This window comes from Achromobacter pestifer, from assembly GCF_902859625.1.
Classification (GTDB): domain Bacteria; phylum Pseudomonadota; class Gammaproteobacteria; order Burkholderiales; family Burkholderiaceae_B; genus Achromobacter; species Achromobacter pestifer.
In genome coordinates, this window is the sequence record NZ_CADIJX010000005.1 from 310,734 (window position 1) to 331,916 (window position 21,183).

The following is a 21,183-nucleotide window of genomic DNA, read 5'->3' on the forward strand; positions in this document are numbered from 1 at the left end:
TTTCGCGACACCATAGCATAGAGAACCCAGGGTTCAGGGGGATGGGCCACGATGTCAATACGGGTATTACCGGCACATCTGGCCCGCATTGGGTAAAATCGGCTCAACTAGACAAAAAAGCCGCCGCTCCCGGAGTTCCTGAATGACCCACGTTGTCACTGAAAACTGTATTAAGTGCAAGTACACCGATTGCGTTGATGTGTGCCCGGTGGACTGTTTTCGTGAGGGTCCGAACTTTCTCGTGATTGATCCGGACGAGTGCATCGACTGCGCCGTCTGCATCCCGGAATGCCCGGCCAACGCGATCTACGCCGAAGAAGACGTACCGCAGGACCAAATGAATTTCATCGCGCTGAACGCCGAGCTCTCGCCTGAGTTCGCCAGCATCAGCCGCGCCAAGAAGCCCCTGCCGGACGCCGACGACTGGAACGGCAAGCAGGACAAGCTGCAATACCTGGAAAAATAGTCCGCGACGGCCGGCTGCCGCCTGGCGGCCGGCATCGCGCGATGGCCCGATGACCGACGACTCCAAATACACGCGCCAGACCGTAACTCAGATCCATACCTGGGTGCCCGATAAGCTGTTCTCTTTGCGTGTCACGCGCGACGACGCTTATACGTTTCTACCGGGCCAGTTTGCCCGGGTCGGTTTACCCGGGGCAGATGACCCCGACGGCCCCCCGACCCTGTGGCGTGCCTATTCCATGGTCTCCGCACCGCAGGAGTCGGGCCTGGAGTTCTATTCCATCGTGGTCCCCGAGGGCCTGTTCAGCCCGCGCATGGCGCAGCTGCGCCCGGGCGATTCGCTGTACGTGGAAAAAGCGCCCTACGGTTTCCTGACGCTGGAGCGCTTCGCCCCCGGCGGCGACCTCTGGCTGCTGGCCTCCGGCACCGGCCTGTCTGCCTACCTGTCCATCCTGCGCGACCCGGCGACGTGGCACGCCTACCGCCGCATCATTCTGGTGCATGGCGTGCGCACTGCGGCGGAGCTGGCCTACCGCGAGGAAATCGAATCCTGGGGCAAGCGGCCCGAGCTGGCCGAACTGTTCGCGGCCGACCCGCAAAAACTCACCTACCTGCCCATCGCCACCCGCGAAGCTCTGCCGGGCATGCCGCAAGCACGCCTGACCACGCTGATCGCCGATGGCCGGCTAGAACAACTGGCTGGGCTGCCGCTGGATCCCGAGCACGCGAAGATCATGCTTTGCGGCAACCCCGACATGCTGACCGACGCCCGCAAGCTGCTGGGCGAACGCGGCTTCAAAACCGGCCGCCGGGGCATCCCCGGTAACCTGGCCGTTGAAAACTACTGGTGATCCGGCACTGTCCGGCGTAGTGCATAAATCCTCCGTTTGGCCTCTGGGCAGGGCAAAAAAACGCCCTAAACTGGTGCTTAACAGGGTGACTGGTCTCTTTTTAGCAACAGAATCGCGGCTTTTGCCGCAGTTTCTTCAGGCTGATTGGATATATCTTTAGTCCTCGGCGCAATAATCGGGGCACACGCACGACCCAGAAGGACTTCCCCCAAATGCTGTACCAATTGCACGAAATGCAGCGCGCCTTCCTGACTCCGTTCGCTGCATTCACGGATGCTGGTTCCCAGCTGTTCTCCAGTCCCTACAGTCCCCTCGCTTACACCCCGATTTCCCGCCAGATGGCCGCCGGGTATGAGCTGATGACGCGCATCGGCAAGGAATACCAGAAGCCCGCCTGGAACCTTCCCACCACCGACATCAATGGCAAATCTGTCCGGGTGACCGAAGCGGTCGCGCTGGACAAGCCTTTCTGCCGCCTGGTGCACTTCCACCGCGACGTGCGCGCCGCCGGCCGCGACGACCCGAAGGTGCTGCTGGTCGCGCCGCTGTCGGGCCACCACGCCACACTGTTGCGCGATACGGTGCGCGCCCTGCTCCCCGCCCATGACGTGTACGTCACGGATTGGGTGGACGCCCGCATGGTGCCCTTGGCCGCCGGCCCGTTCCACCTGAATGACTATGTCCGCTACGTGCAGGATTTCATCCGGCACCTGGGCCCGGACGTGCATGTCATTTCCGTTTGCCAACCCACGGTGCCGGTGCTGGCCGCCGTGTCGCTGATGGCAACCGCCAACGATCCCTGCCAGCCGCGCAGCATGGTCATGATGGGCGGCCCCATCGACCCCCGCCAGTCGCCCACGCAAGTGAACCGCCTGGCCACGACCAAACCTTATTCATGGTTTGAAAGCCAGGTGATCCACCCGGTGCCGCCACGCTATCCGGGCGCGGGCCGCAAGGTTTACCCGGGCTTCCTGCAACATGCCGGGTTCATGGCCATGAACCCGGATCGCCACATGAAGTCGCACTACGAGTTCTATCTGGACCTGGTCAGTGGGGACGATAGCGACGCTGAAGCCCATCGCCGCTTCTACGACGAATACAACGCCGTGCTGGACATGCCGGCCGAGTTCTATCTGGACACGATCCGCATGGTCTTCCAGGACTTCGCGTTGCCCAGCGGCACGTGGGAAGTCGACGGCCAGATCGTGCGCCCCGCGGACATCAAGCAAGTCGCCCTGTTCACTATTGAAGGCGAATTGGACGATATCTCGGGCCAGGGCCAGACGCGCGCGGCCATCAAGCTGTGCAAGAACATCCCGGCGGAGCGCAAGACGCACTACACCGCCCCCAACTGCGGCCACTATGGGATTTTCTCGGGTCGCCGCTGGCGCGAAATGATCTGTCCTAAAATTGCCGAATTCATCCGGCAATCGGCGTAGGATGGGTGAAGCGCGAGCAAGCCTGAACTAGAACCCGGACGTTTAGCGCGCAACCCATCAAGCAGCGCTGGTCTCATGGCAAAAGCAGCCATGTTGCCAGCGCTGCTTGATGGGTTGCGCGCATTGCGCTGTTGAGTCCTTGTCAGAGGACTCTCGCGCTTCACCCATCCTACCGTTCTCTGTTCCATACCATGTCCTGTCGCTCACTTGCCGACCGCATCGACGCCTTGCTGCCTCAGACGCAATGCACCAAGTGCGGCTATGACGGCTGCCGGCCCTATGCCGACGCCATCGCCGAGGGCGCAGCCCCAATCAATCGCTGCCCGCCCGGCGGCGATGAAGGCATCGCCGCGCTTGCCGCCCTGTTGCAGACCCCGGCCCTGCCATTGGATCTGGAACGCGGCGTGCCCGGCCCGCTGTTGGTCGCACGCATCGACGAATCCCATTGCATCGGCTGTACGCTGTGCATCCAGGCCTGTCCGGTCGATGCGATCGTGGGCGCCAACAAGCACATGCACACCGTGCTGAGCGACTGGTGCACGGGCTGCGACCTCTGCGTGGCGCCCTGTCCGGTCGATTGCATCCAGATGGTGCCCGCCGGGCGCGTCTGGAGTGAGCAAGACGCCACCATCAGCCGCCAGCGCCACCGCAGTCACCTGGTCCGGGCGGAACGCCTGGCCGCCGACAACGCGCGCCTGATGGAGCCCGAGACGCCTCAGGCAAGCATCGCCGCCCCGCCCCCTTCCGACGACGCGCAGCAGGAAGACCGCAAGCGCTCCGCCATTGAATCCGCGCTGGCCCGCGCCCGGGCCCGCCGCAGCAATCCGACGCAGTCATGAACGCAGCCAAACGCCGTGAGATCTTCGCCCGCCTCCAGGCGGCCAACCCCCACCCCACCACCGAACTGGAATACGACACCCCGTTCCAATTGCTGATCGCGGTGCTGCTGTCTGCCCAGGCGACCGACAAGTCGGTGAACATCGCCACGCGCAAGTTCTTCCCCCAATACGGCACGCCTCAGGCTCTGCTGGCCCTGGGCGAAGAAGGTCTGTCCGATTACATCAAGACGATCGGCCTGTTCCGCACCAAGGCCAAGAACACGATCGCCACGTGCCGCATACTGATCGAACACCACGGGGGTGAAGTGCCGCAAACGCGCGAGGCCCTGGAATCGCTGCCTGGCGTGGGCCGCAAGACGGCCAACGTGGTGCTGAACACCGCCTTCGGGCAACCGACGATGGCGGTGGACACGCACATCTTCCGCGTGTCCAACCGCACTGGCATCGCGCCCGGCAAGAACGTGCTGGAAGTCGAAGAAAAACTGGTGAAGTTCGTGCCGCGCGAATACATGCAGGATGCCCATCACTGGCTGATTCTGCTGGGGCGCTATATCTGCGTGGCGCGCAAACCGAAATGCCCGCAATGCGGTATTTCTGATCTGTGTGAATTCAAACAGAAGACGCCTGCGTGAAGTGCTGACGCTTGCGGGGGATGGGGTGAGGTGTCAGGGTTCTTGCTTAATCAACGGGGTTCTTGCTTGACGGGGGTCTTGCTTATTTAGCCGGGCTCTTGCTTGACGGGGTACTTGCTTGGCGGACTTTGTGGGGGGGGATTTTTAGAACTCAATCGTTGCTTGATGGGTTGCGCGCGCTGGGGGGTGGGGTTCTTGCTTCGGGTTTCTCGCGCTACACCCATCCTACGATTGCATGACATGTTGATAACAATCAATGCGCAATTGCTGCAACGCATTGAATGTTGAAAAGGGTTTTCCCGCCTTGCGGGGCACGCATTGTCGGCGTGCCGACAATTCACCTTGCCGCACTGCAAAACCTATGTAAAACCCTCATGGAATTTTGATAAAGAGGTCCGCATACTCGCCGGCAACTCATCGGAAAACTACGATCAATCGATCCATTTTCCGACCCTGCGGGGGCCTGGCGAGATAACGGCAGGTGGAGACCATATAAATACAACGCTGGTGCAGCGGACATGGATGACACAATCCTGGAGACAAAAGGCCTCACCAAGGAATTCCGCGGATTCGTCGCGGTCAATGGGGTCGATTTGCGTATCAAGCGGGGCGAGATTCATGCCTTGATCGGGCCTAACGGCGCGGGCAAGACTACATGCTTCAATCTGCTTACCAAGTTCTTATCTCCCACATCGGGAACGATCAAGTTCAACGGCATCGACATTACCGGTGAGCGCCCTGCGCAAATCGCGCGTCGCGGCGTCATTCGCTCATTTCAGATATCGGCGGTGTTTCCCCACCTGACCGTGCTTGAAAACGTGCGGATCGGCTTGCAACGCAAGACCGGCCTGTCGTTTCATTTCTGGCAAAGCGACAAGCGCCTGGCATCGCTGAACGAACCTGCGCGTGCACTGCTGGAACAAGTGGATCTGGGCGCTTTCGCGGACGAGACCACGGTGAACTTGCCGTATGGCCGCAAGCGCGCGTTGGAAATCGCAACGACCTTGGCGATGGAACCCGAACTGATGCTGCTGGACGAGCCCACCCAGGGCATGGGCCACGAAGACGTGGACCGCGTCACGCAGTTGATCAAGCGCGTCAGCGCCGGGCGCACCATCCTGATGGTGGAACACAACATGAACGTCGTGTCCTCCATCGCCAACACCATCACCGTGCTCGCGCGCGGATCGGTGCTGGCCGAGGGCACATACGCAGAAGTCTCGCGCCATCCGGCCGTGATGGAAGCGTACATGGGCACCACCGACGGCGAACTTCAAGGAGCGCATGCATGAGCACCCCGGCACTCGAAATTTCAGGCTTGCAAGCCTGGTACGGGGAATCGCATATCCTGCATGGCGTGGATATGCGCGTGGGGCAAGGCGAGGTCGTCACGCTGCTGGGCCGCAACGGCGCTGGCCGCACCACGACGCTGCGAGCCATTCTTGGCCTGACGGGATCGCGCAAAGGATCGGTGCGTATCCATGGCACCGAAGCCATCGACCTGCCGACCTACAAGATCGCCCATCTGGGCGTGGGCTATTGCCCCGAGGAACGCGGCATCTTCGCCAGCCTGTCTTGCGAAGAAAACCTGCTGCTGCCCCCCGTCGTGGGCTCGCTGGGCGGCGGCATGTCGCTGGCCGAGATCTACGACATGTTCCCCAACCTGCAAGAGCGCCGGCATTCGCCTGGCACGCGCTTGTCGGGCGGCGAACAACAAATGCTGGCGGTGGCGCGCATCTTGCGCACCGGCGCCAACCTGCTGCTGCTGGACGAAATCTCCGAAGGCCTGGCGCCTGTCATCGTGCAGGCGCTTGCCCGCATGATCACGACCTTGAAACAGCGCGGCTACACCATTGTCATGGTGGAACAGAATTTCCGCTTCGCGGCTCCCTTGGCCGACCGCTTCTATGTCATGGAGCACGGCCAGATCGTCGAGCACTTTGAAGCGGCCGAACTTTCAGAAAAACAGGACACGCTCAACGAATTGTTGGGTGTGTAAAACAACCTGTCACCCGCCGGAACCCCGGCAAAACTACACCGTAGGGAAGAGGAGTCATCCCATGAAGCTGCACACCATCACTGCTGCACTGGCCATGGCGGGCCTGGGATTTGCAGGGGCAACCGCCCACGCACAAGGTATCTCCGACGATGTCATCCGCATCGGCTTCATCACCGATATGTCGGGCGTGTATTCTGACATCGACGGCAAGGCCGGGCTGGACGCAATCCGCATGGCGATCGAAGACGCCGGCGGTTCGATCAACGGCAAGAAGATCGAAGTCGTCTCGGCGGACCACCAGAACAAGGCCGACGTCGCGTCGGCGCGCGTGCGCGAATGGTTCGACGAACAGAAGGTGGACGTCATCATCGCCGGCACGAACTCGTCGACCAGCCTGGCCATGGCCGGCGTGGCCGCAGCCAAGAAGAAGCCCTTCATGGCAATCGGCGCGGGCGCTTCTGACCTGACCAACGCGCAATGCTCGCCCTACACCGTGCACTACGCCTACGACACCGTGGCCCTGGCGCGCGGCACTGGTTCCGCCGTCGTGAAGGACGGCGGCAAGAGCTGGTTCTTCCTGACTGCCGACTATGCCTTCGGCCATGCGCTGGAGCGTGACACCATGGCCGTGGTCAAGGCCGCGGGCGGCGAAGTGAGAGGCCAGGTGCGGGCGCCGCTGGGCGCCTCGGACTTCTCGTCCTTCTTGCTGCAAGCGCAAGCCTCCAAGGCACAGATCCTGGGTCTGGCCAACGCAGGCGGCGACACCATCAACTCGATCAAGGCCGCCAATGAATTCGGCGTGACCAAGACCATGAAGATGGCGGGTCTGCTGGTCTTCATCAACGATGTGCACGCGCTGGGCCTCCAGGCCACGCAGGGCATGTACTTGACCGATGGCTGGTACTGGGACCAATCCGACGCTTCGCGCGCCTGGTCCAAGAAGTTTGAAGCCAAGGTCGGCCGCAAGCCGTCGATGCTTCAGGCGGGCGACTATTCCGCCCTTACCTTCTATCTGAACGCGGTCAAAGCCACTGGCACTGACGACGGCGATGCCGTGATGAAGTGGATGAAGTCCAACAAGATCAACGACTTCTTCGCCCAGGGCGGGTATGTGCGCGAAGACGGCCGCATGATCCACGACATGTACCTGATGCAAGTGAAGACCCCGGCTGAGTCCAAGGCACCTTGGGACTACTACAAGGTCGTGGCGACGCTGCCTGGCGACGAGGTCTACACCAAGCTGTCCGAGTCCACCTGCAAGCTGGTCAAGAAGTAAACCGGCCCTTGTAATCCAGAATGCGACCGGGCAGCCTCGTGCGCCACGGTCTCATTCTGGATAGTTCGCTTCCATCCGCACGCGCAGGATTTTCACAAGATGACTGATATTTTCGGCATCCCTATACAAGCCCTGCTGGGCCAACTGTTATTGGGCCTGGTCAACGGTTCCTTCTATGCCATGCTGTCGCTCGGGCTTGCCGTTATTTTCGGGCTGCTGAACGTCATTAACTTCGCGCACGGCGCGCTTTACATGCTGGGTGCATTCGTTGCCTGGATGGGGCTGTCGTACCTGGGGTTGAACTACTGGGTCATGCTGGTCCTGGCGCCGCTGGTCGTCGGACTCTTCGGCATCCTCATTGAAAAGCTGCTGCTCAAGCATCTGTACAAACTCGACCATCTGTACGGCCTGCTGCTGACCTTCGGGCTGACGCTGTTGATCGAAGGGTTGTTCCGCAGCTTCTACGGCGTGTCTGGCCAACCGTATCCCACGCCCGAAGCCTTGCGCGGCGCGACCAATCTGGGCTTCATGATTCTGCCGAACTACCGTGGCTGGGTCGTGGCGGCATCGGTGGTCGTGTGCCTGGCGACCTGGTTCGTGATCGAACGCACCCGCCTGGGCGCCCTCTTGCGCGCCGGCACCGAGAACCCGCGCCTGGTCGAAGCCTTTGGCGTGAACGTGCCCCGCATGATCACGCTGACCTATGGTTTCGGCGTGGCATTGGCCGGCTTTGCGGGCGTGCTTGCCGCCCCCGTCTTGCAGATTTCTCCGCTGATGGGGTCCAACCTCATCATCGTCGTGTTCGCCGTGGTCGTGATCGGGGGCATGGGGTCCATCATGGGCGCCATCGTCACCGGGTTGGGGCTGGGCGTGATTGAAGGACTGACCAAGGTGTTCTGGCCCGAAGCCTCCAGCACCGTCGTGTTCATCATCATGGCCATCGTTCTGTTGATCCGCCCGGCCGGGCTGTTCGGAAAAGAAAAATGAATCGTCAACTCCTGGGCTATGCGGTCCTGGCCGTCGTGGTGGCCGCTCTACCCTTTCTTGGGGTGTATCCGATCTTCGCCATGAAGATCATGTGCTACGCGCTTTTCGCCTGCGCATTCAACCTGCTGCTGGGCTTCACGGGGCTGCTGTCCTTCGGGCACGCCGCCTTCCTGGGTAGCGCAGCCTATGCGGCTGGCCACGCCATGAAGGTCTGGGGTTTCCCGACGGAAATCGGTCTGCTGTTTGGCGTGGGCGTGGCAGCGTTGCTGGGTTTGGCGATGGGCGCCATCGCCATCCGGCGCAGCGGCATCTACTTCGCCATGATCACCCTGGCGCTGGCGCAGATGGTGTTCTTCTTCTTCCTGCAAGCCAGCTTCACGGGCGGTGAAGACGGCCTGCAAAGCGTGCCGCGCGGCACCTTGCTGGGGCTGGTCGACCTGTCCAAGGACATCAACCTGTACTACCTGGTGATGGGTATCTTCATCATCGGCTACTTCATCATCTGGCGCACGGTGAACTCGCCCTTCGGGCAAGTGCTGCAAGCGCTGCGTGAGAACGAACCGCGCGCCGTTTCGCTGGGCTACGACGTCGACCGCTTCAAGCTGCTGGCCTTCGTGCTGTCGGCGGCGCTGGCCGGCCTGGCGGGAGCCACCAAGACGCTGGTGTTCGTGTCCGCCACCTTGTCGGATGCCACCTGGCAGATGTCGGGGCTGGTCATCCTGATGACGCTGATTGGCGGGTTGGGCACCCTGACCGGCCCGATCCTGGGCGCCTTCATCGTGGTGCTGCTGGAAAACAAGGTGGGCGATTTCGGCCAGATGATGGCCAACCTGACTGGCGTGGATTGGTTCCTGCGCCTGGGTGAGTCGGTCACGATTGTGATTGGCCTGATCTTCGTGATCTGCGTGCTGGCCTTCCGTCGCGGCATCGTGGGCGAAGTCGGCGCCTTCATTGAGCGACGTCGCACCGCCCGCGCCTGACCGGCACACCTTTGCCACACTGACGAGGCCGCATCATGCGGCCTCGTTTGCATTTGGCACGACGGCTGACGCCCGTACAATGAAACGCACCTAACCAAACAGGTGCCTGACCATGCGCAACCCGCATCCGTTCGCCCTCATCCCTGGTGCCCTGGCGCTGGCCGCGGCCCTCCTGGCCCCGGCGGCCCACGCGGCCCCCTCTGCCGCCCCCACCTGCGAGATCGACCGCCCCATCCGATTCAGCGGCCTGAACTGGGAATCCAACCTGGTACTGGCCGGCATCGAACGCTATGTGCTGGAGCACGGCTACGGTTGCAAGACCACGGTCGAGATCGGCGAAACGCTGCCCATGCTGGCCGCGCTACAGCGCGGCGACGTGGACGTGACGCCGGAAGTCTGGCCCGGCCAGATCGAAGGCGCCTGGAAGAAGGCGCTGGCCAGCGGCAAGGTGCTGGGCGTGGGGCACGTGTACGACGCAGGCGAAGGCTGGTACGTGCCGCGCTACACCGTCGAACGTCATCCCGAGCTGAAGTCCGCATCCGATCTGGCGCGCTTCAAGAGCGTGTTCGCCGACCCCGAGGAACCCGGGCGCGGCCGCATCTACGGCTGCCCTGCCGGCTGGGCCTGCGGCACCCTGAACGACAATCTGCTGCGCGCCTTGAAGCTGGACAAAGACTATTCCCTGTTCGCGCCCGGTTCGGGCGCCGCGCAGAAGGCCGCCATCGTGTCGGCCTATAAGCGCAAACGCGACATCGTCTTTTATTACTGGACTCCCACGTCGTTGGTGGGCGCGCTGGATCTGGTGAAGCTGGAACTCCCCGCCTTTGACCAGGCGGCCTACACCTGCATGACCGACCCCAAGTGTGCCAATCCGGTGGCTACCGAGTTCAAGCCCAATCCCGTGGTCACAGGCGTGAACGCCGCATTCGCCAAGCAGGCGCCAAAGATCGCCGAGTTCCTGGGCAAGCTGACCGTGCCGGACGACGCCATCAACGCGACGCTGGGCTGGCTGGAGAACGAAGGCAAGGAGCCCGAGGACGCGGCGCGTTATTTCCTGAAACAGTACGGCCCCGTCTGGCGGCAATGGATGCCCGTGGACACGGCGGATCGTGTGCAAGCCGCGCTGTCGCGCGAATGATGAGCCGAAGACACCCGCCGCCTCATGTATCCTGACGTTTCGGCGCCGCAGAAGCGCCAACCCGATTCAAGCAAAGGAAGATGAAATGGATGCCCTGTATTGGCATGACGGTCACTGGACCACCGATAACCCCAAACTGCTCGGCCCCGCCGACCACGCCTTCTGGATGGCCAGCATGGTCTTCGACGGCGCGCGCGCATTCCGCGGCCTGACGCCTGACCTGGACCTGCATTGCCAGCGTGTCGTGCGCTCGGCCGAAAAGATGCTGATGAAGCCGCAGATCACTTGGGAAGCGATCCAGAAGCTGTGCCTGGAAGCCGTGGCCAAGTTCCCGGCTGGCACCGAGCTCTACATCAAGCCGATGTTCTATTGCGCCGACGGCTTCCTGCTGCCCGATGCCGACAAGACCCTGTTCGTGCTGCACGTGTTCAAGGTGCCGATGCCGGGCGAGCAAGGCTTCTCGGCCTGCTTCTCCAGCTTTGCGCGTTCCTGGCCCAATATGGCGCCCACCGATGCCAAGGCGTCCTGCCTGTACCCCAATGGCCAGCGCGCCATCCGTGAAGCGGCGGAAAAGGGCTTTGACAACGCCATCATGCTGGACGGCGCGGACAACATCGCGGAGTTCGCCACCAGCAACCTGTGGATCGCCAAGAACGGCGTGGTGTCCACGCCCGTGGACAACGGCACGTTCCTGAACGGCATCACGCGCCGCCGCGTGCTGGCGCTGCTGAAGGCCGACGGCGTGGAAGTCCAAGAGCGCAGCCTGACCCGCGCCGACATCGAAGACGCCGACGAAGTGTTCTCGTCCGGCAACTACGGCAAAGTGGTTCACGTGAACCGCGTGGAAGGCCGCGCGCTGGAATACGGCCCGCTGGCCCGCCGTGCGCATAAGCTGTACATGGACTACGCGGAAAGCACGGGCCGCCGCTAGGCTGCCAGCCCCGCTGCAACCAAACTCACGCTGCCCGCCTTTCCGCGGGCAGTGTTGTATTCAAGGATGCCTGACCCATGCACAGCAGACGCGATTTCCTGCGCAACAGCGCAACTCTGGCCGGCGCCACCAGCGCGCTCGCGCTGCTGCCGGCGTCCATTCGCCGCGCGCTTGCCATCCCCGCCAACCAGCGCACCGGCACGATCCGCGATGTGGAACACATCGTGATCTTCATGCAGGAAAACCGCTCGTTCGATCATTACTTTGGCGGACTGGCGGGCGTGCGCGGTTTCGGCGACCGCTTCCCCATTCCCGTGCCCGACAGCCCCGACGCCCGCCATCGCACCGTCTGGGCGCAGTACAACGACAAGCCCGATGAAGGCGGCCCGCGTACCGTGCTGCCTTACCACCTGGATACGCAAGAGGACTTTGAAACCTTGCGCATCGCCAGCACGCCCCACACTTGGTCCAACGCACAGGACGCCTGGGAAGCGGGCCGCATGGGCCGATGGCCGGCGGCCAAGAAAAACCATTCGATGGCGTACTACACCGAGGCAGACATGCCTTTCCAGTACGCCATGGCACGCGCCTTCACGGTCTGCGATGCCTATCACTGCTCGTTCACCGGCGGCACCAATACGAACAGGCTGTTCGTCTGGAGCGGCACGAACGACGGCGAGGGACGCGGCAACGGCCCGGCGCTGGGCAACGTCTACAACAAGCTCAAGGCCGGCGACCCCGCCCGCGCCTATACGTGGACGACTTATCCGGAACGGCTGGAGGCCGCCGGCATCAGCTGGCGCATCTACCAGGACATGGCGGACAACTATTCGCTGAACCCCACGGCAGGATTCAAAGCCTATCGCGACGCCTACCATGGCTTGCCGGGATCGGCCGCCGTGCTGAAGGAAAAGGCGCTGACCACCCGCGGCCTGGACCTGCTGCGCCAGGACGTGCTGGACGGCACGCTGCCGCAAGTGTCGTGGATTTGCGCAACCAAGGCCGGGTCCGAGCACCCCAGCCCCTCCAGCCCCGCGCAAGGCGCGGACTACACGGCCCGCGTGCTGGACGCGCTGACCGCCAATCCCGATGTCTGGAGCAAGACGGTCTTGCTGCTGATGTTCGACGAAAACGATGGATTCTTCGATCACATGCCGCCGCCCGCGCCGCCTTCGCGTGATGCGTCGGGTGCCTTGGCCGGCGCGTCCACCGTGGATACGCGAGGCGAATACCACGAGATCATCACCGGCGTGGAAAAAGACGACACGCCTGCGCACTTGCACGGCGTCTACGGACTGGGGCCGCGCGTGCCCATGTATGTGCTGTCGCCCTGGACCAAGGGGGGCTGGGTCAATTCGCAAGTGTTCGACCATACGTCCGTCCTGCGTTTCGTCGAGCAGCGTTTCGGCGTGGCCGAACCGAACATCTCACCCTGGCGCCGCGCGGTCTGCGGCGATCTGACGTCGATCTTCGACTTCGCCAATCCGAACGGCGTCGACCTGCTGCGCGGTTTGCCCGCCACGGCAGAACGCGCAGCACAGGCATCCGCGTTGCCCGGTACCGTCATACCGCCCGCGCCCATCCACCCGGACATGGCCCGTCAGCAATCCGGCACGCGCCCGTCGCGCGCCTTGCCCTATGCGCTGCATGTCCACGCCAAAGTGGACGGCGACCGCGTGAGGCTGCAATTTGAGAATGCCGGCGCGGCGGGCGCGGTGCTGCATGTCTATGACCGGCTGCGCTTGGATGCTGGGCCCCGCCGGTACACCGTGGAAGCGGGCAAGCGACTGGAAGACGAATGGATGGCGTCTGAGAATGACGGCCACTACGACCTCTGGGTGCTGGGCCCCAACGGATTCCACCGGCATTGCACGGGACGCGCCGCAGCCGGGGCCACGCCGCCCTTGACCGTCACCGCCTCGTATGACGGGCCTGGCGCCGCTTTGCGGCTATCGGTGCACAACCCAGGCCCGCAATTACGATCGTTCCGTGTGGACGCCAATGCCTACGGCTACCCGCAGCAAGCCAGCACTGCGTTGGCGCCTGGCGAATCCGTCGATCTATCGTGGGATATGACCCGTACGGGCGGTTGGTATGACGTGACCGTGCAAGATTTGGATGACCCGGCCTGCACGCGCCGGCTGGCTGGCCGCATCGAGACCGGCAATGCTTCTACTTCCGACCCCGAAATGGGGCAGGCGCTACACCTGCGATGGACTTCCCCGGCATGAAACCACCCGCCCCTTATGAAAACGCAGTGACATTCCAGTTTGGCGATAGCCCCGAGCTGGCCAACGAATTGCTGGCCCTGGTACTGGCCGGCACCAAGACGGCGACCTGCGGCGCACTGCACCACTTCAACGACAAAGAGCCCGTGCCCGAGGCCGGCCGGCGCGACGTGGTGCTGGACGGGCAAGGCCGGCCCGCCTGCGTCATCGAAACCACCAGCGTGCTGATCCAGCGCTTTGACCAGGTGGACGAGGCCTTCGCGCTGGCCGAAGGCGAAGGACCCTACGACGTCTGGCGCGAGGCACACATCGCCTACTTCGAGCGTAACGGCGGCTATGCGCCCGAGATGATGCTGGTCTGCGAACGCTTCCGCGTGATCGAGGTCTTTGAATAACCCTTCATTATTTATGTAATATCGACTACATAAATGCGCTAAGCTATCTCGCCCCCTCGACACTAGCTAGAGCGCATCATGACTGAACATGCTTACCCGGAAGCAACAACGATCGTTCCGACCCGAACAGGAATGGTCGCCATACCTGGATTCCTCGCGGCCGACGTCCAGCAATATCACTATGCGCCGGCCCGCCGAGCCGGTGATTTCGTCTTCGTGTCGGGCGTGGTTGTCGCCAATCCATCGCCCGAGCCCATGGAGGGCGAAGCGTTCAAACAGGCGTTGCGCCAGGTTTTTCGCAACATCGAACAACTACTCGCGGCCTGCCAGGCCGAGCTATCGGATGTGGTCGAATTGCAGATGTTCCATGTCTTCGGCAGCGATCACACCACGCTCGACAAAGCCGCACAGCTGCAAGCCATTGCCGCCGTTCGGGACGAGTTCTTTGCCGCCCCCTACCCCGCCGCGGTTGAGTTGGCCGTTGCGGATCTGAATCCGCCGGGCGGGCTGGTCGAAATCAAGGCGCTCGCGTTTTCCCCGACGCGCTAACTCGCCCACCCAGCAGAAAGAGGAAAAAGAATGGCCGTGCGAGGAAGGCCACGCGCCTTTGACCGAGACGCCGCGCTCCGCCAGGCGTTGGATGTGTTCTGGGAGAAAGGCTACCAGGGCGCGCAGGTCAGCGATCTGACCGTCGCCATGGGAATCAATCCCCCCAGCTTTTATGCCGCCTTCGGCTCGAAAGCGGCCGCGTTCCAGGAAGTCGTGGACCTCTATGTATCCACCGTCGGCGCCAGTCCGATGCAAGCGCTTGAAGAAACCCTGCCGCTGGCATCCGCGATCCGGCTGATGCTTGAACGGAGCATCGGCGTAGCGCTGCAATCGCCATGGGGCGGATGCCTGCTGATTCTTGGCGCCATCGGTTGCCCGCCTGAACATCAGCAGGCCGAGGACCGCCTGAAAGCCGCGCGGAGGGCGACGTCGATCTTGGTGCGCAAGCGCCTTGAACGCGGCGTCCACGACGGTGAGCTGGCCAAAGATGCCAACGTCAATGCACTGGCCGCCTTCTATTGCGGGCTGATGCAGGCCATCTCGTTCCAGGCGCGGGACGGCGCCTCAAAACGTGCGCTTGAAGGTTTGGTGGCGCCCGCCCTGGCGGCTCTCAAGTGATACCGCACTTCTTTATCCAGCAATAAAAAACCGGGCACTTTTCAGTGCCCGGTTTTCTTTGAACGAACACGAAACCGTTCAGCCTTGTTCCGCGCCCTTGCCCAGGCCCAGATAGCTTTCAATGACCTTGGGGTCACCGGCCAGTTCACGTGCCGGGCCATGCAGGATGACTTCACCCGTTTCCAACACGTAGCCGTAATCGGCCACTTGCAGGGCCGCGCGGGCATTCTGTTCGACCAGCAGAATCGCCACGCCGGTCTCGCGCAGACGCGCAATGATGTGGAAGATCTCGCGCACGATGCGCGGCGCCAGGCCCAGGCTGGGCTCGTCCAACATCAGCAGCGTGGGTTTGGCCATCAGCGCGCGGCCAACCGCCAGCATCTGGCGTTCACCGCCGGACAAGGTTCCGGCCTGCTGGCCACGACGTTCGCGCAAGCGCGGGAACAGGTCGAACACTTCGTTCAGCGTATCGCGCCAGCCGCTTTCACGTGCGCGATAACGGCGAAAGCCGCCCAGCAGCAGGTTGTCTTCCACGGACATGGTGCCAAACAGTTCGCGGCGCTCAGGCACCAGCGACATGCCAGCCGCCACCCGGCGTTCCACCTGCCAGCTGGACACATCGGCGCCTGCATATTGCACGGTGCCGGCCGAATGGCCGGTCTGCGGCAAGGAACCCATCACGGCGTTCAGCATGGTGGATTTGCCGGCGCCGTTGGCGCCGATCACGGTCACGATGCTGCCAGCGGGCACGGTCAGGGTGGCGCCCATCAGCGCGCCAACCTTGCCATAACGGGCCGACAGATTACTGACTTCCAGCACGGGCTTTTGCGTCGCGCTCATTGCACACCTCCAGCCGACACGGCCTTGGCCTGATCCGCTTCGGGCAGGTCGTCGTCGATGCCGCCCAGATAGGCCTCCAGCACCGCCGGATTCTTTTGCACGTCTGCCGGCACACCTTCGGCCAGCTTCGTGCCGAAGTCCATCACCACGAGGTGGTTGGTCAGGCGCATCACAAAATCCATATCGTGTTCGACCAGCAGAATGCTCATGCCTTCTGCGCGAAGTTGTTCCAGCACTCGCGCCAGATCCTGCTTTTCCTTGTAGCGAAGACCCGCGGCGGGTTCGTCCAGCAGCAGCAGCACGGGATCGGACGCCAAGGCGCGCGCGATTTCCAGGATGCGTTGCTGGCCAAGCGCCAGGTTGCCGGCTTGTTCATACAGGTATTCGCCCAGGCCCACGCGCTTGATTTGCTCGGCGGCCTCGTGCAGCAGCTGCGCTTCACGCGCGCGATCCGTGTGCAAGGCGCCCGCCAGCACGCCAACGTCGGAGCGCAAGTGCGCACCCAGCGCCACGTTTTCCAGCACGGTCATGCCGGGCAGCAACTGCACATGCTGGAAGGTACGGCCGACACCCAGCTTGGCGATCTCGCGCGCCGAACGGTTGTCAATGCGCTGGCCCATGAACGTGACCTTGCCGCGCGTCACCGGCAGCACGCCGCTGATCAGGTTGAAGGTCGTGCTCTTGCCGGCGCCATTGGGGCCGATCAGGCCCATGATTTCGCCCGAACTGACCTTGAAGGTGATGTCGTTGACGGCGACCAGGCCGCCGAATTCCTTGCGGATGGCATCCACTTCCAGCACCACCTGACCCGCCTGGGGACGCGCGCGCGCTGGCAGGGCCGGCGCTGGCGCGGGCGGCGCCAGATTGCGGCGCGAACCATCGGCGCCGGTAATGCTGCCCCACCAGCCCGCCAGGATCGGCCACAGGCCGTTGCGTGCGTATTGCAGCATCAGGATCAACAGCACCCCGAAGACGATCATCTCGAAGTTGGCGTTGGTGTCCAGCAACCTCGGCAACCAGTTTTGCAGCTGGTCCTTCAGCACCAGGATCACGCCAGAGCCCAGCAAGGCGCCCCAGACATAACCCGCGCCGCCCACCACCGCCATGAACAGGTATTCAATACCGTAGTTCACGCCGAAGGGGCTGGGGCTGACGGCACGTTGCATGTGCGCGTAGAGCCAGCCCGACATGCAGGCCAGCAAGGCAGCCCAGACGAAGATCACGACCTTGTAGGCAGCGGTATTCACGCCCATGGATTCGGCCATGCCCGCGCCGCTCTTCAAGGCGCGGATGGCGCGGCCAGGACGCGAATTCAGCAGATTTCGGGTCGCCCACAACGCCAACAGCACGAATACCCAGATCAGGTAATAGATGTGACGGCCGTTGGCCAGCGACATGCCGAAGATGCTGATGGGTTCAATGCCGGCAATGCCGTCATGCTTGCCCAGCCAATCGATATTGCCGAACAGGAAATACAGCGACAGGCCCCAGGCAATGGTGCCCAGCGGCAGGTAGTGGCCCGACAGGCGCAAGGTGATCGCGCCCAGCAGATAGGCAATCACGGCGGTCACGACCAGGCCGACGGGCAACGCCAGCCAGGGCGACACGTCGTACTGCGTCGTCAGGAAGGCCGTGGTGTAGGCGCCCAGGCCCACGAACGCGGCCTGGCCAAACGAGGTCAGGCCGCCCACGCCGGTCAGCAGCACCAGACCCAGCACGACCAGGCTGGCCAAGCCGATGTAGTTGAGTTGCGTCACCCAGAACTCGGGCGTGACCGGCACCAAGGGCAGGCCCGCCAGGACAACAATGAATACGGCAAGCAGAATGCGGTTCATGGCGTTTATTCCTCTTCGTCCACGTGATGGGTGCTGAACGAACGCCAGACCAGAACCGGGATAATCAAGGTGAAGACGATCACTTCCTTATAGGCGCTGGCCCAGAAGGAGGAAAAGGATTCCAGCACGCCCACCAGCAGCGAGCCTGCCGCGGCAACGGGATAGCTGGCCAGGCCGCCGATGATGGCGCCCACGAAGCCCTTCAGGCCGATCAGGAAGCCGGTGTCGTAGTAGACGGTGGTGATCGGCGCGATCAACATGCCGGACATGGCGCCGATCGCAGTGGCCAACGTGAACGTCAGGCTGCCGGACATCGTGGTGCTGATGCCGACCAGCCGCGCGCCGCGGCGGTTGACGGCGGTGGCGCGCAATGCGCGGCCGTACAGCGTCTTGCCGAAGAACAGCCACAGGGCAACGATCAGCAGCGCGCACGTTGCGACCACGAACAGGCTTTGCGCGGACCAGGTCATGAAACCCAGGTCGACTTGACCGCTGACGAACGGCGGCGTGCGCCAGCCTTCCGCACCGAAGAACACCAGCGCCAGGCCGGTCAGCGCGAAGTGCACCGCAACCGACACGATCAGCAGCACCAGCACGGTCGCTTCAGCCAGGGGTTGGTACACGATGCGGTAGACCATCGGGCCCATCGGGATCACCAGCAACAGCGTCAGCAGCATATTCAGCCACAGCGAGTTGTCGGGGCCGATGTAGCTCTTCGTCAGCCACAGCAGGGCCAGCGGCAGGACGACACAGGTAATCAGTGATTTGGGCAGCGCGGCGTAGCTGCGGGTGCGCACAGCGCGCAGCAGCTCAAGCAGCAGGCAGACGGCGCCCAACAGCGGCAGCAGATAGGCGGTGCCGGGCACCTTGCCATCCACCAGCATGGCCAGGGTCAAGGCGCCAAACGCCACGAACTCGCCCTGGGGAATGAAAATGACGCGCGTAACGGCGAAAACCAGCACCAGAGCCATGCCCAGAAGGGCATAGATAGCGCCGTTGACGACACCGTCTTGCAGCAGGATCAGCGCAATTGAGGAATCCATCTAACAACTACCTTGTGATTTCTTGCTGATACGACACACCGGCCGGAGAGGCCGGTGCGAAGCATTGCTCGGGTGCCGCAGAGCGGACGTCAGAGACTGGCGCCGCCCCGCGTGACACACCCGTGGATCGGGCAATCCTGGGGAATTACAAGCCGGGCTGATAGACCCACTTGCCGCCTTCGACCTTGACGATGACGCGCGAACGCTCGTCAAAGCCGGCGTGGTCGGTGGGCGACATGTTGAACACGCCTTGCGACGCGGCCAGATCCTTCACGCCTTCCAGCGCATCGCGCATGGCGGCCCGGAACTCCGGCGTGCCGGGCTTGGCACCGGTCTTCAGTGCCACGGGCAATGCGGCCACGACCAATTGGCCGGCGTCCCACATGTGGCCGCCGAAGGTGTTGGTCGAGCCGGCGCCATTGGCCTTCTCGTAGGTCTCGACGTAAGCCAGGGCCGACTTCTTGACCGGGTTGGAATCAGGCAACTGCGCCGCGACCAGCAGCGGGCCGGCCGGCAGGAGCATGCCGTCGCAATCCTTGCCGCAGACGCGCAGCACGTCGTTGTTGGCGGCGCCGTGGGTCTGATAGATGGTGCCGCCGTAGTTGCGGGCCTTCAGTTCCTTTTGCGGCAGCGCCGACGGGGTGCCGGCGCCCGCGATCAGGATGGCGTCCGGCTTTGCGCCGACCAGCTTCAAGACCTGACCCGTCACGCTGGTATCGGTGCGGCTGTATTTTTCGATGGCGACGATCTCGATGCCCTTGGCCTTGGCGGCCTTCTGCATCACGTCCAGCCAACCGTCGCCGTAGGCGTCGGCAAAGCCGATGAAGCCCAGCGTCTTGACTTTGGACTTGGCCATGGCGTCGGCCAGCGCACCCGCCATCAGTGCGTCGTTCTGCGGGGTCTTGAACACCCAGCGGCGCTTGTCGTCCACGGGTTCGACGATCTTGGCGCTGGCGGCCACGCTGATCATCGGCACCTTGGCTTCGGCGGCCACGTCCACCATGGCCAGCGAGCCCGGCGTCACGGACGTGCCGATCAGCACATCAACTTTGTCGTCCGAGGCCAGCTTGCGCGAGTTCTTGACGGCTTGCGTCGTGTCGGTGGCGTCATCCAGGACGATCCATTCAATCTTCTGGCCGGCCACTTCCTTGGGCAGCAATGCCACGGTGTTGCGCTCGGGGATGCCCAGCGACGCGGCGGGGCCGGTGCTGGATACCGTCACGCCCACCTTGACCTGCGCGCTCGCCAGGAGCGGCAGAGTCAGGGCTACAGCGGCCGCGGCCGCAGACAAGCCGAAGTGCTTGCGCATATTTTTTGTCTCCTGTGGTGGCTCTTATGTGCCTCGATTGAGGCGAAGCGAGCCTAGTTAAAGTTATACAGAAAAAAATATTATATGGTCAAAACCGTATCAGATGACTTCGCGCAACTACGGTAAATCCCTGATGTGCTACCGAAACCTTGATTTAGCAAACGCATTCGTTAATGGCGAACTTGTACTTGAAAAGCTTTCGGCGCGTCAGTAGGGGGATTCCCTGTGCCCAGTTGCCGCGCCCGCGGGGGCTCATCGGCCCAGCATCGGCCAGACACGTTCAACCCGCGACGCCACCCAGGCAGCCACCACGGCCTTGACCAGATCGCCAGGCAAGAACACCGCGACCGCCATCGCCGCCTTGGGCAGCCCCATCTTGGTCACCGACGCCAGCCACGGCACGCCGAAGGCGTAAACCACGGCAATGCCGCCCACGACGCACGCCGCCACATACCCCGCCAAGCCCATCCAGGTACTGGTGGCGCGGCCCGCCAGACGGCGAGCCAGCCACCCCGTCACGAAGGCACCCGCCACCAGCCCGACCAGGAACCCACCGGTGGGGCCCAGGAACGCACCCAAGCCACCCCGGCCGCCCGGCAGCACGGGCAGACCGATCGCCGCCAGCACCAGATACAGCAGGCAGGCCAGCGCGCCGCGCGTTGGCCCCAGCATCGCGCCGGCCAGCATGGCGCCCAGCGTCTGCAAGGTGATCGGCACGGGAATGCCGGGCAGCGGAATCGGCGGCATCAGGCTCAAAACGACAATCAGCGCCGCGAACAGTGCAATCAGCACGGTGTTATTGGATTTCATGGTTTCCCCTCTACGGAAT

At 63.1% G+C, this 21,183-nt stretch carries 21 protein-coding genes; 16 read left to right on the forward strand and 5 right to left on the reverse strand.

Annotated elements, in window-relative coordinates; all coding sequences use genetic code 11:
• Positions 1-142: 142 nt before the first annotated feature.
• From fdxA to HV753_RS20675, 16 genes are all read left to right on the forward strand, one after another.
• Positions 143-466 carry a ferredoxin FdxA gene (gene fdxA / locus HV753_RS20600; protein WP_043543338.1) on the forward strand — a complete coding sequence of 108 codons (324 nt, stop codon included), beginning with the start codon at positions 143-145 and terminating at the stop codon, positions 464-466.
• A 49-nt stretch (positions 467-515) separates the two neighbouring features.
• Complete coding sequence (locus tag HV753_RS20605) at positions 516-1,316, forward strand: ferredoxin--NADP reductase (protein ID WP_175176450.1); 801 nt, start codon at positions 516-518, stop codon at positions 1,314-1,316.
• A gap of 212 nt (positions 1,317-1,528) precedes the next feature.
• A complete protein-coding gene (locus HV753_RS20610; RefSeq protein ID WP_175176451.1) occupies positions 1,529-2,755 on the forward strand; it encodes a polyhydroxyalkanoate depolymerase in 1,227 nt (408 codons plus the stop codon).
• Between the two features lie 131 nt (positions 2,756-2,886).
• Complete coding sequence (rsxB, locus tag HV753_RS20615) at positions 2,887-3,594, forward strand: electron transport complex subunit RsxB (protein WP_281370982.1); 708 nt, start codon at positions 2,887-2,889, stop codon at positions 3,592-3,594.
• Complete coding sequence (nth, locus tag HV753_RS20620) at positions 3,591-4,226, forward strand: endonuclease III (protein WP_175176453.1); 636 nt, start codon at positions 3,591-3,593, stop codon at positions 4,224-4,226. Before rsxB ends, nth begins: the two co-directional genes overlap by 4 nt.
• Positions 4,227-4,744: 518 nt before the next feature.
• The gene (locus HV753_RS20625) at positions 4,745-5,518 is read left to right on the forward strand and encodes an ABC transporter ATP-binding protein (protein ID WP_175176454.1); all 774 of its coding nucleotides are present in this window, start codon (positions 4,745-4,747) and stop codon (positions 5,516-5,518) included.
• The gene (locus HV753_RS20630; protein ID WP_169273737.1) at positions 5,515-6,225 is read left to right on the forward strand and encodes an ABC transporter ATP-binding protein; all 711 of its coding nucleotides are present in this window, start codon (positions 5,515-5,517) and stop codon (positions 6,223-6,225) included. Before HV753_RS20625 ends, HV753_RS20630 begins: the two co-directional genes overlap by 4 nt.
• A gap of 61 nt (positions 6,226-6,286) precedes the next feature.
• A complete protein-coding gene (locus HV753_RS20635; protein WP_175176455.1) occupies positions 6,287-7,501 on the forward strand; it encodes an ABC transporter substrate-binding protein in 1,215 nt (404 codons plus the stop codon).
• 99 nt (positions 7,502-7,600) lie between these two features.
• Positions 7,601-8,488, forward strand: a complete 888-nt coding sequence (locus tag HV753_RS20640; protein ID WP_175176456.1) for a branched-chain amino acid ABC transporter permease — start codon at positions 7,601-7,603, stop codon at positions 8,486-8,488.
• Positions 8,485-9,468 carry a branched-chain amino acid ABC transporter permease gene (locus HV753_RS20645; RefSeq protein WP_175176457.1) on the forward strand — a complete coding sequence of 328 codons (984 nt, stop codon included), beginning with the start codon at positions 8,485-8,487 and terminating at the stop codon, positions 9,466-9,468. The genes HV753_RS20640 and HV753_RS20645 overlap by 4 nt, the downstream gene beginning before the upstream one ends.
• Before the next feature lie 112 nt (positions 9,469-9,580).
• A complete protein-coding gene (locus HV753_RS20650) occupies positions 9,581-10,606 on the forward strand; it encodes an ABC transporter substrate-binding protein (protein ID WP_175176458.1) in 1,026 nt (341 codons plus the stop codon).
• A gap of 85 nt (positions 10,607-10,691) precedes the next feature.
• Complete coding sequence (locus HV753_RS20655; RefSeq protein ID WP_175176459.1) at positions 10,692-11,537, forward strand: branched-chain amino acid aminotransferase; 846 nt, start codon at positions 10,692-10,694, stop codon at positions 11,535-11,537.
• Positions 11,538-11,614: 77 nt separating this feature from the next.
• The gene (locus HV753_RS20660) at positions 11,615-13,768 is read left to right on the forward strand and encodes a phosphocholine-specific phospholipase C (RefSeq protein ID WP_175176460.1); all 2,154 of its coding nucleotides are present in this window, start codon (positions 11,615-11,617) and stop codon (positions 13,766-13,768) included.
• Entirely contained in the window at positions 13,765-14,160 is a 396-nt protein-coding gene (locus HV753_RS20665; protein ID WP_246288335.1) for an ASCH domain-containing protein, read from the forward strand. Before HV753_RS20660 ends, HV753_RS20665 begins: the two co-directional genes overlap by 4 nt.
• 78 nt (positions 14,161-14,238) lie before the next feature.
• Positions 14,239-14,709 carry a Rid family hydrolase gene (locus tag HV753_RS20670; RefSeq protein WP_175176462.1) on the forward strand — a complete coding sequence of 157 codons (471 nt, stop codon included), beginning with the start codon at positions 14,239-14,241 and terminating at the stop codon, positions 14,707-14,709.
• Positions 14,710-14,739: 30 nt separating this feature from the next.
• Positions 14,740-15,327: a TetR/AcrR family transcriptional regulator gene (locus HV753_RS20675; RefSeq protein ID WP_175176463.1), complete on the forward strand. Its 588-nt coding sequence runs from the start codon at positions 14,740-14,742 to the stop codon at positions 15,325-15,327.
• Positions 15,328-15,405: 78 nt separating this feature from the next.
• On the opposite strand, the gene HV753_RS20680 is transcribed toward HV753_RS20675, so the two are convergent.
• The 5 genes from HV753_RS20680 to HV753_RS20700 all read right to left on the reverse strand — a co-directional run bounded on the left by HV753_RS20680 (position 15,406) and on the right by HV753_RS20700 (position 21,164).
• Complete coding sequence (locus tag HV753_RS20680; RefSeq protein ID WP_175176464.1) at positions 15,406-16,167, reverse strand: ABC transporter ATP-binding protein; 762 nt, start codon at positions 16,165-16,167, stop codon at positions 15,406-15,408.
• Complete coding sequence (locus HV753_RS20685) at positions 16,164-18,002, reverse strand: branched-chain amino acid ABC transporter ATP-binding protein/permease (RefSeq protein WP_175176465.1); 1,839 nt, start codon at positions 18,000-18,002, stop codon at positions 16,164-16,166. The genes HV753_RS20680 and HV753_RS20685 overlap by 4 nt, the downstream gene beginning before the upstream one ends.
• 5 nt (positions 18,003-18,007) lie before the next feature.
• Positions 18,008-19,045, reverse strand: coding sequence for a branched-chain amino acid ABC transporter permease (locus tag HV753_RS20690; protein ID WP_175176466.1), 1,038 nt, complete (start codon positions 19,043-19,045; stop codon positions 18,008-18,010).
• 145 nt (positions 19,046-19,190) lie between these two features.
• On the reverse strand, positions 19,191-20,354 hold the full coding sequence (locus tag HV753_RS20695; protein WP_175176467.1) for an ABC transporter substrate-binding protein: 1,164 nt from the start codon (positions 20,352-20,354) through the stop codon (positions 19,191-19,193).
• Positions 20,355-20,606: 252 nt separating this feature from the next.
• The gene (locus HV753_RS20700; RefSeq protein ID WP_175176468.1) at positions 20,607-21,164 is read right to left on the reverse strand and encodes a biotin transporter BioY; all 558 of its coding nucleotides are present in this window, start codon (positions 21,162-21,164) and stop codon (positions 20,607-20,609) included.
• Positions 21,165-21,183: the final 19 nt, after the last annotated feature.

What these genes read in the sequence shown, in the direction of transcription:
- fdxA (WP_043543338.1), top strand. Translation starts at nt 143, where the DNA reads ATGACCCACGTTGTCACTGAAAACTGTATTAAGTGCAAGTACACCGAT.
- HV753_RS20605 (WP_175176450.1), top strand. Translation starts at nt 516, where the DNA reads ATGACCGACGACTCCAAATACACGCGCCAGACCGTAACTCAGATCCAT.
- HV753_RS20610 (WP_175176451.1), top strand. Translation starts at nt 1,529, where the DNA reads ATGCTGTACCAATTGCACGAAATGCAGCGCGCCTTCCTGACTCCGTTC.
- nth (WP_175176453.1), top strand. Translation starts at nt 3,591, where the DNA reads ATGAACGCAGCCAAACGCCGTGAGATCTTCGCCCGCCTCCAGGCGGCC.
- HV753_RS20625 (WP_175176454.1), top strand. Translation starts at nt 4,745, where the DNA reads ATGGATGACACAATCCTGGAGACAAAAGGCCTCACCAAGGAATTCCGC.
- HV753_RS20630 (WP_169273737.1), top strand. Translation starts at nt 5,515, where the DNA reads ATGAGCACCCCGGCACTCGAAATTTCAGGCTTGCAAGCCTGGTACGGG.
- HV753_RS20635 (WP_175176455.1), top strand. Translation starts at nt 6,287, where the DNA reads ATGAAGCTGCACACCATCACTGCTGCACTGGCCATGGCGGGCCTGGGA.
- HV753_RS20640 (WP_175176456.1), top strand. Translation starts at nt 7,601, where the DNA reads ATGACTGATATTTTCGGCATCCCTATACAAGCCCTGCTGGGCCAACTG.
- HV753_RS20645 (WP_175176457.1), top strand. Translation starts at nt 8,485, where the DNA reads ATGAATCGTCAACTCCTGGGCTATGCGGTCCTGGCCGTCGTGGTGGCC.
- HV753_RS20650 (WP_175176458.1), top strand. Translation starts at nt 9,581, where the DNA reads ATGCGCAACCCGCATCCGTTCGCCCTCATCCCTGGTGCCCTGGCGCTG.
- HV753_RS20655 (WP_175176459.1), top strand. Translation starts at nt 10,692, where the DNA reads ATGGATGCCCTGTATTGGCATGACGGTCACTGGACCACCGATAACCCC.
- HV753_RS20660 (WP_175176460.1), top strand. Translation starts at nt 11,615, where the DNA reads ATGCACAGCAGACGCGATTTCCTGCGCAACAGCGCAACTCTGGCCGGC.
- HV753_RS20665 (WP_246288335.1), top strand. Translation starts at nt 13,765, where the DNA reads ATGAAACCACCCGCCCCTTATGAAAACGCAGTGACATTCCAGTTTGGC.
- HV753_RS20670 (WP_175176462.1), top strand. Translation starts at nt 14,239, where the DNA reads ATGACTGAACATGCTTACCCGGAAGCAACAACGATCGTTCCGACCCGA.
- HV753_RS20675 (WP_175176463.1), top strand. Translation starts at nt 14,740, where the DNA reads ATGGCCGTGCGAGGAAGGCCACGCGCCTTTGACCGAGACGCCGCGCTC.
- HV753_RS20680 (WP_175176464.1), bottom strand. Translation starts at nt 16,167, where the DNA reads ATGAGCGCGACGCAAAAGCCCGTGCTGGAAGTCAGTAATCTGTCGGCC.
- HV753_RS20685 (WP_175176465.1), bottom strand. Translation starts at nt 18,002, where the DNA reads ATGAACCGCATTCTGCTTGCCGTATTCATTGTTGTCCTGGCGGGCCTG.
- HV753_RS20690 (WP_175176466.1), bottom strand. Translation starts at nt 19,045, where the DNA reads ATGGATTCCTCAATTGCGCTGATCCTGCTGCAAGACGGTGTCGTCAAC.
- HV753_RS20695 (WP_175176467.1), bottom strand. Translation starts at nt 20,354, where the DNA reads ATGCGCAAGCACTTCGGCTTGTCTGCGGCCGCGGCCGCTGTAGCCCTG.
- HV753_RS20700 (WP_175176468.1), bottom strand. Translation starts at nt 21,164, where the DNA reads ATGAAATCCAATAACACCGTGCTGATTGCACTGTTCGCGGCGCTGATT.